Here is a 14,091-nt window from a genome sequence, read left to right on the forward strand (position 1 = left end):
CAGGAAGAGATGAAAGTCCAGACTCCGGCAGTTTGTCAACACCCACAATACCAATCGGGGACAAAACATTTTTGTTCTACGGCGACAACCTGCTACCTGTACCACAATACCACAGCGGCAAAGGCAGTACCAATATGCTCCACCGTATGCTGCACCGAGACGCTTGCTATCTTTTGAACCTGCTCACCGCGCATAGCCAAGCCCTCTTCAGCCATTTTGCGGACAATAGTTTCCACCTCTTCCCGATGACCACGGGAAGAATACTCCATAATCAGCCCGGGCTTGCTCTCATCCTCGGGGAAAGCGGCAGCCACCGCTGCCGAGATTTTCTCTCCGGGCAGCATTGACGAAATGGCCGCGTAAGCCACCGGCACCAGGGAGCCATAAGGAAGTTGTACCGGCTCCACCTGCAGTGACCGGGGAGGAACGATACTGCTCATCTTCACCAGATTGGTATTACCGATACCAGCAGCCAGCAGCGCCCCGTCGAATGAGTTCAACTGGCTGAAACCCTCTGAACTGCCCTGCACCAGAAAATGGATATTGGGGGTCTGACACAACATCTTCACATCCCTCATCAAGCAACGGCCGTAGCCGGTTTATAGTGCAACTCGCCATCAATGCCTTTCAGCTCCCCCCGCATCAGCTCCTTGGTCGCCCAGTTGCCGGCGGCAAACGCATCTTTTAGGATCTCATGGGCAATCCAGGGGTCAACCGTAGCACCACAGGTAAAAAGATCAACTGCCGCATACCCATACTCAGGCCAGGTGTGAATCGCCAGGTGGGACTCGGCGATTACCACCACGCCGCTTACCCCGTGCGGCTGAAAGCGATGAAATACCGACTGGACAATGGTCGCCCCAGCCCGCCGGGCCGCTTCTTCCATCCATTTTTCAACCTGAGCGGTATCATCAAGCCGCTTGGGATCACAATCAAAGAACTCAACCAACAGGTGTCTTCCTAAAGCTTTCATATTCCACCCTCCCAAACTTCCAGGACCTTACATGAGGTATAAGGACCGTCAACAATTGCAACCAATGACATCAGCCGCAACGCTATGTTTCCTACTACTACACGGACAGCCCATTAAAAAAAAGTCGGCGGTGACACTACCCAGAGAAACTGAGCCACCCGTGTTGAACTATTACTGATTTTATGCTGTTGATTAGCCGGAAAGAAGAAGCACTCATCCTTCCCCGCCGTATAGGTCTGCCCGAGCTCAAGGGTAATGCAAACCCTCCCTTTGAGCATAAAGCCAAACTCCTCTCCTTCGTGACCACTATCTTCGATCCACTGGCCGGGCACCAAGGTGACCAGGGCAACATCAAACTTGTTTTCGTGGGCGCCGGCCATCAGCAACTGAATATCAGCCCCTTCATCACCCATGGTTTTCCGATCTGTTCTGCCAAACACAACCTGCTGGACATCATCATCGGCTTCCCGAAAGAAATCCGCCAGGCTGACCGAAAAAACATCCAGAATATCTTTCAAAGTGGCGATGGAAGGGGATGCAAGATCACGTTCCAGCTGCGAAATAAAACCTTTGGTCAGGTCTGATCGACCAGCCAGTTCCTCCTGGGTCAAAGAATGGGATAAACGCAGTTTTTTTATTTTACTGCCGATATTCACTGTCAGAACCAACGCCTGGAAGCCACAATGTTTATTAACAATTAGTTTAGCAATACAATACCTGATAGGCCGCGAACATTAGTCCTTTTTCACTCGTCTGTCAATAGTTTTTTCACTCCTTTTTCACTTCCCGCCAGGGGTTCGCTGCTCTTGAGGACAACTCCGAACTGCAGTCATCGACAAAGCCAAAACAAGCCGACACATCAGGTTCGTCGGACAGGATGCTTCCCCGCCAATCATACACAAAAAAGGCGCGCCGGAAATCTTTCCGGCGCGCCTTGGGCACCAAACACCTACAGATGGAACAACGAGCTAAAATTCACTCAAGGTCTGATCGTCATTATCGTCCAGGGGGATGATGTCCTCCGGACTGACCTCCTGGCGAATACTTTTTTTGACCGGCATTGTTTTTTTTCTTGCCGACACCATTGCAATGCCGGCTGCCGATGGTTTTGGCAGGCCACTTTTTTTCGCTTGGCTGACATTGCCCCTATTCCCCATCCCGAGAACCTGAACCAGCTGCGTTACCATCCCATCAACGGTATCGATCTGACTTTTCAACTCCATAATCGATGCCGCCGACTCTTCGGCATTGGCGGCATTTTCCTGGGTTATCTTATCCATCTGCCCGACAACGGTACTAATCTGGCCAAGTCCCTGGGACTGTTCATCGGAGGCAGCCGCAACCTCGGCAACCAGGTCTTTCACCTTTTTAATGGCACTATTGATCTCCTCGAATGACGCTGCCACCCGCTCGGACAACTCAACCCCCCGCACCGAACTGGCCACTGATCGATCGATCAGTTCAGTGGTGTTCTTGGCGGCCTCAGCACTGCGATGGGCCAGGTTGCGCACTTCATCGGCAACCACGGCAAACCCCGCCCCTGCCTCCCCGGCCCGGGCCGCCTCTACCGCGGCATTCAACGACAAGAGATTGGTCTGGAAGGCAATTTCATCAATGGTTTTAATGATTTTTGCTGTTTTCTCGGAGGAATCGCGGATTTCATGCACCGCCCGGAGCATCTCCTCCATGTTGCTGGCGCCCTCTTGAACAACCGCCTCAGCCTGCTGGGCAAGACTGTCTGCCTGTTTGGTGTTATCGGCATTCTGTCGGGTCATGCTGCCAATCTCCTCCAGTGAAGAGGAGGTCTCCTCCAGCGATGCCGCCTGGTTCGATGCCCCGTCCGCCAGGTTCTGGCTGCCGGCGGCAATCTGGTTTGCGGCCCCGGCGATCTGGGCGGCGGCATCAGAGATACCACCGGTAACCACGTTCACCTGCTTGGTGATGCTTTGCGCCAAACCATAGGCCAGAATGAAACCAAACAATATTCCCAAAGCGACAAGACCGGCCAGCAACAACAGGAATGATTTGATCGAAGCATTGATCTCCCGATTCCGGGCGGCCACTGCGGCATCAATATCGTCAACATAAAGACCAGTACCGACAATCCAGCCCCACTTGGGATACAGTTTGACATAGGAAATTTTTTTAACCGGCTCGTCATGCCCCGGTTTGGGCCAGAAATACTCGACAAATCCAGCTCCATCCTGTTTGGCAACCCGGACAAATTCATTGAACAGGTAGGTACCATGAGGATCTTTCATCTGGCTGAGATCTTTACCGTTCAACGTCGGATTGATGGGGTGCATAACCATCGTGGGACCCAGATCATTAATCCAGAAATAGCCATCGCCATTCTCGCCATAGCGGATATTTTTAAAAATATCCTTGACCTGTCCCTGCTCCACCATCATAAAATCCTCGCTGTCGGAAACGATGGAGTCAAACGTTCCCCAGGCAATTCTGGTCATCTCCTCCAGCATGTTCTGCCGCTCAGCCAGCAGGTCATCATGGTACTTCGCTAAAATGGCGCCCTTCATTCTGACTGTATTGTAGACCGACAAACCGCTGACCGCAAAAGCCGTCATAAACCCCATAACCATGGCAAGCACGATAATCTTAACCTTCAAACTCACGATAAACCTCCCCCCGTAAACCTTGCTGTATATCAATAGTGATTAACATATATAAGTTAACCAATATTCGGCAGGCAGAGATAAAAACTTTACCTAATTTTATCCGGCCGCAAGACATTGCCACCTGCTACAAAATCCCGCTCAACAACCTTGGCCAACCACAGTCACCCGCGCTTATCACCTTATTTTTCGTTGTTTTTCAAGGCGCTTTCTGTTATAGACAGGCACACTTATTGACCGTACCAGGGAGCCCGGCGTCGTGGATCAGGCGAAAATAAAAAACAGCATCATGGTTGACACCTTCAGGAAGCTGATCCACCGTGAAGCCTGGCATAATGTCAATAAGATCATCAGCAAGCTGTATCCCGCCGACATTGCTCATTGCATGCGTTTTCTCAGTGATGATGAGCAGTACCTGCTGTTCACCCGCATTACCGACACCGACAAAGCCGCTGAAACCATCAGCGAATTGGACATTTCAGTAGCCAACGATATTCTCACCAGGCTGCCGGAAGAAAAAACAATCCGCATTCTCAAAGCCATGTCCGACGATGACAAAGCGGACATCCTGGCCCACCTGCCGGAAGAGATATCCCAGCAACTCCTGGGAAAGTTGGGAGTTGAAGAATCGCAGGAGATCGAAACCCTGCTGAGCTACCGGGATGACACTGCCGGCGGCATCATGACCACCGAGTTCTTCGCCCTTCCTGAGGATCTCAATGTTGCCGAAGCAATTGGCGCCATCCGCAAACGGGGGGATGAGGCGGAAACGGTTTTCTATATCTATGTGGTGGACCAGCGGGAACACCTGGTGGGCATTGTCTCTCTGCGCAAACTGATCCTCTCCCAACCGGACATCAAGCTCCAGCAGATCATGAACAGCAATGTTGTCAAGGTTACTGTTGCCACTGACCAGGAACTGGTGGCCCAGCTGGTGGAAAAATACAATATTCTGGCCATTCCCGTGGTTGACGATGAAAACAAGCTGGTAGGGATTGTCACGGTTGACGACATCATTGATGTTATCCGTCAGGAAGCAACGGAAGATATCTACCGCATGGCCGGCACCGATTCAACTGAAATCGTCTATGCCGACGATGTCTGGAAAATCGCCCGCATCCGGCTTCCCTGGCTGCTGACCACCCTCCTGGGTGGCGTTGTAACCGGCTATTTCATGTGGCTGTTTAAAGCTACGCTGCACCAGATTCTTGCCCTGGTAACTTTTGTCCCGGTAATCACCGGGATGGGCGGTAATGTGGGGACCCAATCGTCACTGATCATCGTTCGCGGTCTGGCTACCGGCCGCATTACCCTTGACAATCTGGGACAGACAATCTGGCGAGAAGCCCGCACCGGCATTGTTATGGGCATTATCTGCGGGATGGTGGTGGGCATCGTCGCCTACCTCTGGCATCGGGAATTGATTCTCGGTCTGGTGGTGGCGGTGGCCATGTCCTCATCCATGACCATTGCCGCCATGATGGGGGCCCTGGCTCCAACGGTCTTCCATCGATTGCGCATCGATCCGGCCATTGCCTCCGGACCTTTTGTCACCACCAGCAATGACATTATCGGTATTCTGGTCTATATGGGCACCGCCACCATGATCCTGCGTTTTGTTCCCTGAACCATATAATCACCTGTTTCAACCAGAAACCCTATGCCGACTATCAGCGACCAGGCTTTTATTATCCATAAAACACCGTATGGCGAAAGCGATCTCCTCATCACCCTTTTCACCCTGGGGCAGGGCAGGATAACCGCCATCGGCAAAGGGGCAAAACGAAGCCGCAAACGCTTTTCCGGACGGTTGGAGCTCTTCTCAAATATTCGCTTCAACGGCTTCGCCAAACCAAATCAGACCTTGGTGCGGCTTGATGAATGTGAGCTGCTGAACCCCTATCGGGCTATCCAACACCAGCAAGCCACCTTCTTTGCTGGCTGCTATTTTCTCGAAATCGTTAACCGCTGCTGTCCTGAACAGCAGGCTAACCGGGATATTTTTATTCTTTTGCACGAGTTGTTTGATTTTTTAAACACCCCGGCAAACCGCAATTTTGCCTGTCAAATTCGGCTGTTTGAGTTGCAGATCGTTGCTCTGCTTGGTTTTGCCCCCTCACTGCACCAATGTCTTGACTGCGGCCTGGCTGCCCCTGCGCAGCCATTTTTCGATCCTGGAGCCGGCGGCCTGTTATGCAACACCTGCCGGCACCGGCATCCTGGAGCATTTCCCATCAGCCGCGGCACCATTGCCATCCTCAATAAGTCTCTTGAGGTTGACCGAACGTTGCGAAAAAAATTGAATTTCACACCCCAGGTTATGGAGGAAACCGCCCGCCTGTGCCGCACGCTGCTCCACTGGCATACCGGTCGGCAATTCAAAAGTCTTAAATATGTTGATCGTGCAGATCCGCTGGCACAGGAATGCCAGGCGGTCAGACCCCCATCGGCAACCAACGAAAAGCTGAAGCACTTGCAAAAACCAAAAAACTGCATTACAGGAAGATAAAAAGCTGCCCATAACCCGGCAGCGGCATCTGGCGATGTCGCCCCTGAAACAGTCCGGTTAAAAAAAGTAACAACACTACCGGACAACCATGGAGAGCAAAGATGAATTTTCAAGATGTTATTCTCAACCTGGAAAAATATTGGGCCGCCAAAGGCTGCATACTGCAACAACCCTACGACCTGGAAGTGGGGGCTGGCACCTTTAACCCGGCAACCTTTTTGCGGTCATTAGGACCTGAGCCGTACAACGTCGCCTATGTGGAACCTTCCCGACGGCCGACCGACGGCCGCTACGGTGAAAACCCCAACCGGCTGCAGCATTACTACCAATATCAGGTAATCCTGAAGCCTTCCCCCATTGACATCCAGGATCTCTACCTGGACAGCCTGAAAGCGCTGGGCATCGACCCTCTGGCCCATGACATCCGTTTTGTTGAAGATGATTGGGAATCACCAACCCTGGGCGCGTGGGGGTTGGGCTGGGAAGTATGGCTGGACGGCATGGAAATCACCCAGTTTACCTATTTTCAGCAGGTAGGGGGCTTTGACCTGAAACCGATTTCCGGCGAGATCACTTACGGGTTGGAACGCATCGCCATGTATTTGCAGGGGGTTGACAACGTTTACGACCTGAAGTGGAATGATACCATCACCTATGGTCAGGTACACCACCAGGGTGAGGTTGAATGGTCACGCTATAATTTTGAAGAGGCAGATGTGGATATGCTGCTCAGACTGTTTGACATGTTCGAAGCTGAAGGGATACGCCTGGCGGCTAAAAACCTGGTGCTGCCGCTCTATGACTGCTGCCTGAAATGTTCCCATGCCTTTAATATGCTTGATGCCCGGGGAGCCATCTCCGTTACTGAACGCACCAGTTATATCGGCAGGGTTCGCAACTTGGCCAAGCTTTCGGCAGAAAACTATCTCAAGCAGCGGGACGAGATGGGATTTCCGTTGCTGAAGAAGGACTAACCGTTCATTTTTTCAGCCACAGACACACTCGGACACAGGTTTTGCAAATAATGAACTCCTGTTTTTGAGTCAGTGTGGTTCTGTGCCCCATAACAATCTCACCTGGGAGCCAGGAAAAACAGCCTCCCGGACTGTTTCATCACCCCGGCCACCTGTGCCGCTTCCCGGCCGAAACCACAGAAAAGATCCACCCGCCGATTGCCGGCAATCGCTCCGCCGGTATCCTGGTTGATCACCAGCCGGCCGACCGGTTGCCACTGGCGCACCGTACCATCTGCGGCAAATTCCGGTTTTTCAGCAAGCAGGTACGCCAAACCGCCGGCCGGGAAAAGATTCTTGTCGGTGGCAATGCTACGGCCGGCAGTGAGGGGTACCTGCCAGCACCCCAAGGCATCAGCACCAGCCAACGACCGAAAAAAAACATAACTGGGATTACTGGTCAAAATTTCAGCCGCCAAATCCGGATGATCGAGGAGGAATGCCCGAATTGCGGGCATGGTCACCGCCTCCCGTTCCAGGTACCCCTGGCGAATCAGCCAGGCACCAATGCTGCGATATGGCCAGCCATTGGCCCCGGCGTAGCCAACCATCAGCTCTCCCCCTTCAGCCAGGCTGATCCTGCCGGATCCCTGAATATGAAGAAAAAAACGTTCAATATCGTCATCAACCCAGACCAGTTCCAAACCATGACCGGCCAGCGCCTGGCCATAGTCTATCTCCTCCCGGGAAAAATAGGGGACAAGAATCCGCTCCGGGGTCAACCGGCCAACCAGGGAAGGCAGCGGCACTTTCCGGCCGGTCAGGCGCATCAGCCAGCGGATAGCCAACGACGTTCGCTGTAAACGGCTCCAGAGATCAAAATCATTCAGGGAAATACGCACCAGATCGGCTGGCCGCCGGTATAAAGGGTAGCAAAACCGCTCATCTGGCTGGCGGGACCCTTGGAGATGGGGAACATAGTAGCCGGTCACCAGGACGTTTCCCTGCCGGCGCCAATCCGCAGCGGCCTCGAAGACCTGGAAATTATCCCGCAGATAACCATCCAACTGGACGGCGGAAATTGGCTGATCGATCCGTTCACGAAACCGTTGCTGGCTGGCAAGCAGTCGACCGACGGTAGATATCTGCAGACCAAAGGAAACCTGCTCCGCCGGGTCGCGGCCAGCGAGAAAAGCAATATTGCGATCCAAAACCTGCCGTAGCGAACCAAGCGGCAGATCATCGGCAAAATGGGGCCAGGCCTGTTCAGGGATCTTGGTCATGGCATAACGCCGGTCAGTTGCCGACCGCTGGTTGAGCCATAGCGACCAGATGCCCAGGAGACCGGCAAGCAGCAGGCAGCCGGCCAGGAAAAACCAGAACCGACACCAGGGTTTTAGCTGTTGCATACTCCTCCGGCGCCCTGGCCACCATCATCGTTGTCGCCAACCTTATTGCTGCCTTTAAGCACCTGCAACTCCTTAACTTTTCTGTAAAACTGTCGATATCCTCTGTGTGTACCATGAATCAACATGCCGGTCAAACCGTCATTGCAACCGGGAGATTTCTTGATTTTACCAGCATGACTATGGTAAATTGGTGATAAAAGACAACGCTCCATTGAGATAGAAACCATTTATCTGATCAGCTTGGGAAAATAGCGATGACTCCCCCTCTGCATCACCTTGAGGAACAGATTCGTTCTGCAGACCGACAACAGACCGACGAACCCCCGCTTTTTCGGGTTTTTTTGCATAATGACGATTATACGACAATGGATTTTGTCATTGATATTCTGGAAAATATCTTTCACAAGAATTCAGCTGAAGCCACCCGGATAATGCTGCAGATTCACCGTCAAGGTATTGGTGCCTGCGGTGAATATCCCCACAGCATTGCGGAAACCAAGGTAACACTGGTCACCAAGCTGGCCCATGAACAGGGATTTCCCCTGCAGTGCAGCATGCAACAGGTATAGCACCATGCTTAGTAAAGATCTTGAATACACTATTCTTTCCGCTTTTCGGGAGGCACAGCGCCGCTCCCATGAATACCTGTGCATCGAACATCTGCTCTATGCCTTGCTGGACAACGAAACAGGAGTAGAACTGATCTCCCAGTGTGGCGGCAAACCCGAAATGCTGAAAGAAAAGCTGGAAACCTATTTCAGCACCAGGATGCCAACCCTGCCGGACGGCAAAAGACAGCCACCGGTGGAAACCATCGCTTTTCAACGGCTGATCCAGCGAGTCATCCTCCATGTACAGGCAGCCGAAAAAAAAGAAGCTGATCTAGGCGACCTGCTGGCAGCAATCTTCGAAGAAAAAGAATCCCATGCCTGTTATTTCCTGCAGGAGCAGGAGATTACCCGGCTTACCGTCCTCACCTACCTGGCTCACGGAATCAAACAGGAGGAAATGTCTGCAACGGAAAAAACGGCAGATCTGGACAGCAAGACGGCAGCGGAAAAACCGGCAGAACAAGGTAGCTTTCTGGCTAAGTATACGGTAAACCTGCTGCAGGAGGCGGCTGCCGGCCGAATTGATCCCCTGATTGGCCGCCAGCAGGAGATGCAGCGGACTCTGCAGGTCCTCTGCCGTCGGCAGAAAAACAACCCTCTTTTTGTCGGCGAACCCGGTGTCGGAAAAACTGCAATGGCCGAAGGACTGGCGCTTCAGATCCATGCCGGCAAGGTACCGGCCGCCCTCCTCGGCTACCAGGTATATGCCCTTGATTTGGGAGCTCTGCTGGCAGGAACAAAATTCCGCGGCCAGTTTGAAGAACGGCTCAAGGGGGTTATCGGTGAATTGCGGCGGAGAAAACAGGTCATCCTCTTTATTGACGAAATTCATACTATCGTCGGTGCTGGTGCGACCAGCGGCAGTTCCATGGATGCCTCGAATATTCTCAAGCCTTTTCTGGCCAGTGGGGAACTGCGCTGCATCGGTGCCACCACCCATGAAGAATACAAATTGAATTTTGCCAAGGATCGGGCTCTTTCCCGGCGATTTCAAACGATTCACCTGCCCGAACCGACAGTCGGCGAAACCATCACCATCCTGCAGGGCCTGAAGAAACGGTTTGAGGACCACCACCAGATAACCTACACTGCAACAGCCCTGGAGGCAGCAGCTGAATTGACCAGCCACTATATCAACGACCGCTATCTGCCGGATAAGGCCATTGATGTCATTGATGAAGCGGCGGCGGCCATTCACCTGCTGCCGGCCCACCGACAGCGCAAACGGGTAACCAGGACGGATATTGAACAGGTGGTCTCATTGATCGCCAGAGTCCCGGTACAAAAGGCAACCACCAAAGCACAGGAACAGCTGATCGATCTGGAAGGAAATCTTAAACGGCTGATTTTCGGCCAGGACCAGGCCATAAGCACGTTAAGCAAGGCGTTGAAACGCTCTAGGGCCGGGCTCAACAACCCTGATCGGCCTGTCGGCTGTTTTCTTTTTACCGGCCCCACCGGGGTTGGCAAGACGGAAATCAGCCGACAGCTGGCAGCCTTGCAGGGGATCGAATTCATCCGTTTTGACATGAGCGAGTATATGGAGAAACACGCCGTTGCCCGGCTGATTGGCGCCCCGCCGGGTTATGTCGGTTTTGAGCAGGGCGGGCTGCTCACCGAACAGGTCCGCAAACATCCCTACAGCGTTGTACTCCTTGATGAAATTGAAAAGGCACACCCGGATATTTTCAATATCCTGTTGCAGATCATGGATTACGCCACTCTGACGGACAACAACGGCAACAAGGCCGATTTTCGCCATGTTGTTCTGATTATGACCAGCAACGCCGGTGCCCGGGAGATGGCCGGCAATACCATAGGGTTCAGCAACCTGGATGCCGATGCTGACGGCCAGGGACGGAAAGCTCTTGAACGGCTGTTTGCACCGGAATTTCGCAACCGGCTTGATGAGATCCTGTTCTTCAAGACCTTGAGCCGGGAAACCATGATCAGGGTGGTGGACAAATTCCTGACAAAACTGGATCATCACCTGATAAAGCAGAAGGTCGAGTTTTCCATTACCGATGCTGCCAAATCCTGGCTGGCTGAGCATGGTTATGATCCCAAATTCGGCGCCCGCCCCCTTGATCGGCTGATCCAGGAAACCATCAAAGACCCGCTGGCCGAAGAAATTCTTTTTGGCCGGCTGCAGGGTGGCGGGATTGTCAGGGCCCGACGGGGCAAAGATGGCATCACCTTCTCCTTCCCTGGGAACTGACGCTAGCCACCTGTCATCAAGCTATCCGGGAGCGTCGTGCCGTGCCGGTTTACCAGCTTACCAATGAATTGAATTTTCCCCCGCCTCAAATGGCTGAGCCCTCAGGACTGCTGGCCATCGGCGGCGATCTGAGTACCGAGCGGCTGTTGCAGGCGTATGCCCGCGGAATCTTCCCCTGGTATTCAGCCGGTGACCCCCTGCTCTGGTGGTCGCCGGATCCCCGCACCATCATCATCCCCGATGAATTTCATTGTTCACGACGCCTCCGCCGGCTCATCCGCCAGCAGGTGTACACCATCCGCGCCGATACCGCTTTTGCCGAGGTTGTTGAAGCCTGCGCCGGCATTCCCCGCGCCCATGAGCAGGGAACCTGGATTACCCCGGAGATGCAGTCGGCCTATTGCCGGCTTCACAAGGCCGGTTTCGCCCACTCCATTGAGGCCTGGCAGAGAGAAGAACTGGTCGGCGGCCTCTATGGCGTTTCCCTGGGCCGGGGATTTTTCGGCGAATCGATGTTTTCACACACCAGCAACGCCTCCAAAACCGCACTGGCCGCACTGGTGGAAACACTTGCCAGCTGGCATTACCTGTTCATCGACTGCCAATTTACGACCGCCCATCTCTCCACCTTGGGAGCACGGGAAATCCCCAGGCAGCGCTATCTGGCCCTGCTGCATGAAGCCTTCCGGCACCCCACTGGGCCAGGGTTGTGGACTGCATCCTTCCCGACCGCCGGTGAAATACCCTAAAAAAGGAGGGGTGCACCTACCGATGCACCCCTCCTTGCACATAAGAACCATAAGCACAGCTTGCCTAGGTGGCCGCCTGGACCATCAGTTTCGTCACCAGTTTGGCGAACCTCACCGGATTTGACACCGGCGAACCTTCGGCCAGCAACGCTTGGTCAAACAGCAGATCACCATACTCCACCAGACGCGGATCACTGGGGTTGGCCACATAGAGGTCATGTATGGCGGCAATCAACGGGTGTTGCGGATTAATCTCCATTATCCTTTTGGTTTCAGGAACTTCCTGGCCAGCGGCTTTCAGCAGTCGCTGCATGCTGGCACTCATATCATGTTCATCGGCAACCAGGCAGGCAGGGCTGTCAGTGAGGCGGGAAGACAGCTTGGCCTCTTTCACCTGCTCTTTAAGGACATTTTTCAGGAAGGTGAGCAGCGCGGAATAGTGTTCTTCATCAGCCTTCAGCTGTTCTTCCGAAGCCTTTTTTTCCTCTTCACTCAACAATGCCACCTCTCCCTTGGCCAGCGATTTCAAGGATTTTTCCTGGTAGGTGGTCATGGTCTGCAAAACCCACTCGTCAACTGGGTCGGTCATCAGCAGAACTTCATACCCCTTGCGCTTCAACGCCTCAAGATGGGGGGAACTGGCCAGCATCTCCCGGTTTTCACCGGTCAGATAATAGATCTCTTTCTGCCCTTCAGGCATCCGGGAAACATACTCTTTCAAGGTCGTCAACTCCGCTCCCCGGGTACTGGCAACCAGTAGCAGATCCTGCAGGGCATCCTTATGCTCATAGTCATAGTGAATTCCCTCCTTGAGCACCTGACCAAATGCCTGCCAGAACGTCAGATATTTCTCCCGATCTTGTTCGAGCATATTTTTCAGAGAATCCAGCACCTTCCTGATAAGATTTTTCCTGATCAGGGCAACCAGCCGATCATGCTGCAGGATCTCCCGGGAAACATTCAACGACAAGTCTGCTGAATCAACCACCCCCTTGATGAAACGCAGGTAGGACGGCATCAGGTCCTCGCAGTTGTCCATAATAAAAACGCGCTTGACATACAGCTGCATGCCGGATTTTTTTTCCGGCATAAACAGGTCGAACCCTGCCTGTGAAGGAATATACATCAGGGCATTGTATTCGGTTTTCCCCTCGGCATTGACGTGAAGAGTTTCCAGGGGTTCACTCCAGTCGTGGCTGATATGACGATAAAACTCCTGGTATTCCTCATCGGTCACTTCACTTTTTCGTTTATTCCAGACCGGCTTCATGGAATTCAAGGTTTCGGTTGTCACCTTCTTCACCGGTTCAGCCCCTTCGATGGGCTTGCCTTCCTCATCAGTAGGGGTTTCCTGGCGCTCAATATCCATACGGATGGGATAGGTAACAAAGTCAGAGTATTTTTTCACCGTCGACCGGATCACCCACTCCTGGGTGAAGTCCTGTTCATCGCCATCTATGGGACGCAGATAAACGGTTACCGTTGTTCCGCGCTCAGAACGGTCATATTCCTCAATGGTGTAGGTACCGTCACCGGTGGATTCCCACCTGACGCCAGCGGTGGATCCGGCAGCCCGGGTAGTCAGGACAACCCGTTCGGCAACCATGAAGCTGGAATAAAAACCCACCCCGAACTGACCGATCAAATCCGGGGTCAGGGCATTCTTTTCCTTATCGGCGATGGCAGCCAGCAAACTGCCGGTACCCGATTTGGCAATGGTACCGATATGCTCTACCACCTCGTCATGGGTCATGCCGATGCCATTGTCACTTATCGACAACGTCCGGGCATCCTTATCCACTTCAATCGTGATTTTAAAATCACTGCCTCCCTCCAGCAGATGCTGCTCCGTCTGGCCCTTGAAGCGCAGGGTGTCCAGGGCATCGGAAGCATTGGAAATCAGCTCACGGAGAAAAATTTCCTTGTGTGAATAGAGCGAGTTAATCATCAGATCCAGCAGCTTCTGGATTTCGGTCTGAAAGTGCAGGGTTTCCTTCGTCATCTGTTTCTCCTTACCAACGTGATTCAAACTAAAA

The 14,091-nt window shown here is 53.1% G+C and carries 12 protein-coding genes; 6 read left to right on the top strand and 6 right to left on the bottom strand.

Annotated elements, in window-relative coordinates; genetic code table 11:
- Positions 1-92 precede the first annotated feature (92 nt).
- From JXO50_04575 to JXO50_04590, 4 genes are all read right to left on the bottom strand, one after another.
- Complete coding sequence (locus JXO50_04575; GenBank protein MBN2332365.1) at positions 93-563, bottom strand: arginine decarboxylase, pyruvoyl-dependent; 471 nt, start codon at positions 561-563, stop codon at positions 93-95.
- A 14-nt stretch (positions 564-577) separates the two neighbouring features.
- Entirely contained in the window at positions 578-973 is a 396-nt protein-coding gene (locus JXO50_04580) for an S-adenosylmethionine decarboxylase proenzyme (GenBank protein ID MBN2332366.1), read from the bottom strand.
- A 113-nt stretch (positions 974-1,086) separates the two neighbouring features.
- Positions 1,087-1,629, bottom strand: coding sequence for a cupin domain-containing protein (locus JXO50_04585; GenBank protein MBN2332367.1), 543 nt, complete (start codon positions 1,627-1,629; stop codon positions 1,087-1,089).
- Positions 1,630-1,941: 312 nt separating this feature from the next.
- On the bottom strand, positions 1,942-3,606 hold the full coding sequence (locus JXO50_04590; GenBank protein ID MBN2332368.1) for a cache domain-containing protein: 1,665 nt from the start codon (positions 3,604-3,606) through the stop codon (positions 1,942-1,944).
- A gap of 289 nt (positions 3,607-3,895) precedes the next feature.
- Here JXO50_04590 and mgtE point away from each other — a divergent pair, with 289 nt between their 5' ends.
- The 3 genes from mgtE to glyQ all read left to right on the top strand — a co-directional run bounded on the left by mgtE (position 3,896) and on the right by glyQ (position 7,089).
- The gene (gene mgtE, locus JXO50_04595) at positions 3,896-5,233 is read left to right on the top strand and encodes a magnesium transporter (GenBank protein ID MBN2332369.1); all 1,338 of its coding nucleotides are present in this window, start codon (positions 3,896-3,898) and stop codon (positions 5,231-5,233) included.
- Positions 5,234-5,266: 33 nt separating this feature from the next.
- The gene (recO, locus tag JXO50_04600; GenBank protein ID MBN2332370.1) at positions 5,267-6,115 is read left to right on the top strand and encodes a DNA repair protein RecO; all 849 of its coding nucleotides are present in this window, start codon (positions 5,267-5,269) and stop codon (positions 6,113-6,115) included.
- A 101-nt stretch (positions 6,116-6,216) separates the two neighbouring features.
- Positions 6,217-7,089 carry a glycine--tRNA ligase subunit alpha gene (glyQ, locus tag JXO50_04605; protein MBN2332371.1) on the top strand — a complete coding sequence of 291 codons (873 nt, stop codon included), beginning with the start codon at positions 6,217-6,219 and terminating at the stop codon, positions 7,087-7,089.
- Positions 7,090-7,187: 98 nt separating this feature from the next.
- Here the strand turns inward: glyQ and JXO50_04610 are convergent, their stop codons facing one another.
- A complete protein-coding gene (locus tag JXO50_04610; protein ID MBN2332372.1) occupies positions 7,188-8,477 on the bottom strand; it encodes an MltA domain-containing protein in 1,290 nt (429 codons plus the stop codon).
- 254 nt (positions 8,478-8,731) lie between these two features.
- Here JXO50_04610 and JXO50_04615 point away from each other — a divergent pair, with 254 nt between their 5' ends.
- From JXO50_04615 to JXO50_04625, 3 genes are read left to right on the top strand one after another with little or no spacing between them, the layout of a single operon-like run.
- Positions 8,732-9,046 (top strand): ATP-dependent Clp protease adaptor ClpS, encoded by a 315-nt coding sequence (locus JXO50_04615; protein MBN2332373.1) that lies wholly within the window; start codon positions 8,732-8,734, stop codon positions 9,044-9,046.
- Between the two features lie 4 nt (positions 9,047-9,050).
- On the top strand, positions 9,051-11,306 hold the full coding sequence (clpA, locus tag JXO50_04620; GenBank protein ID MBN2332374.1) for an ATP-dependent Clp protease ATP-binding subunit ClpA: 2,256 nt from the start codon (positions 9,051-9,053) through the stop codon (positions 11,304-11,306).
- 41 nt (positions 11,307-11,347) lie between these two features.
- Positions 11,348-12,055, top strand: coding sequence for a leucyl/phenylalanyl-tRNA--protein transferase (locus JXO50_04625; protein ID MBN2332375.1), 708 nt, complete (start codon positions 11,348-11,350; stop codon positions 12,053-12,055).
- A 64-nt stretch (positions 12,056-12,119) separates the two neighbouring features.
- Here JXO50_04625 and htpG read toward each other — a convergent pair whose 3' ends face one another.
- Complete coding sequence (gene htpG, locus JXO50_04630) at positions 12,120-14,057, bottom strand: molecular chaperone HtpG (GenBank protein ID MBN2332376.1); 1,938 nt, start codon at positions 14,055-14,057, stop codon at positions 12,120-12,122.
- Positions 14,058-14,091 lie beyond the last annotated feature (34 nt).

Origin of the sequence: Candidatus Anaeroferrophillus wilburensis, assembly GCA_016934315.1 — a bacterium.
GTDB lineage: Bacteria > Desulfobacterota > Anaeroferrophillalia > Anaeroferrophillales > Anaeroferrophillaceae > Anaeroferrophillus > Anaeroferrophillus wilburensis.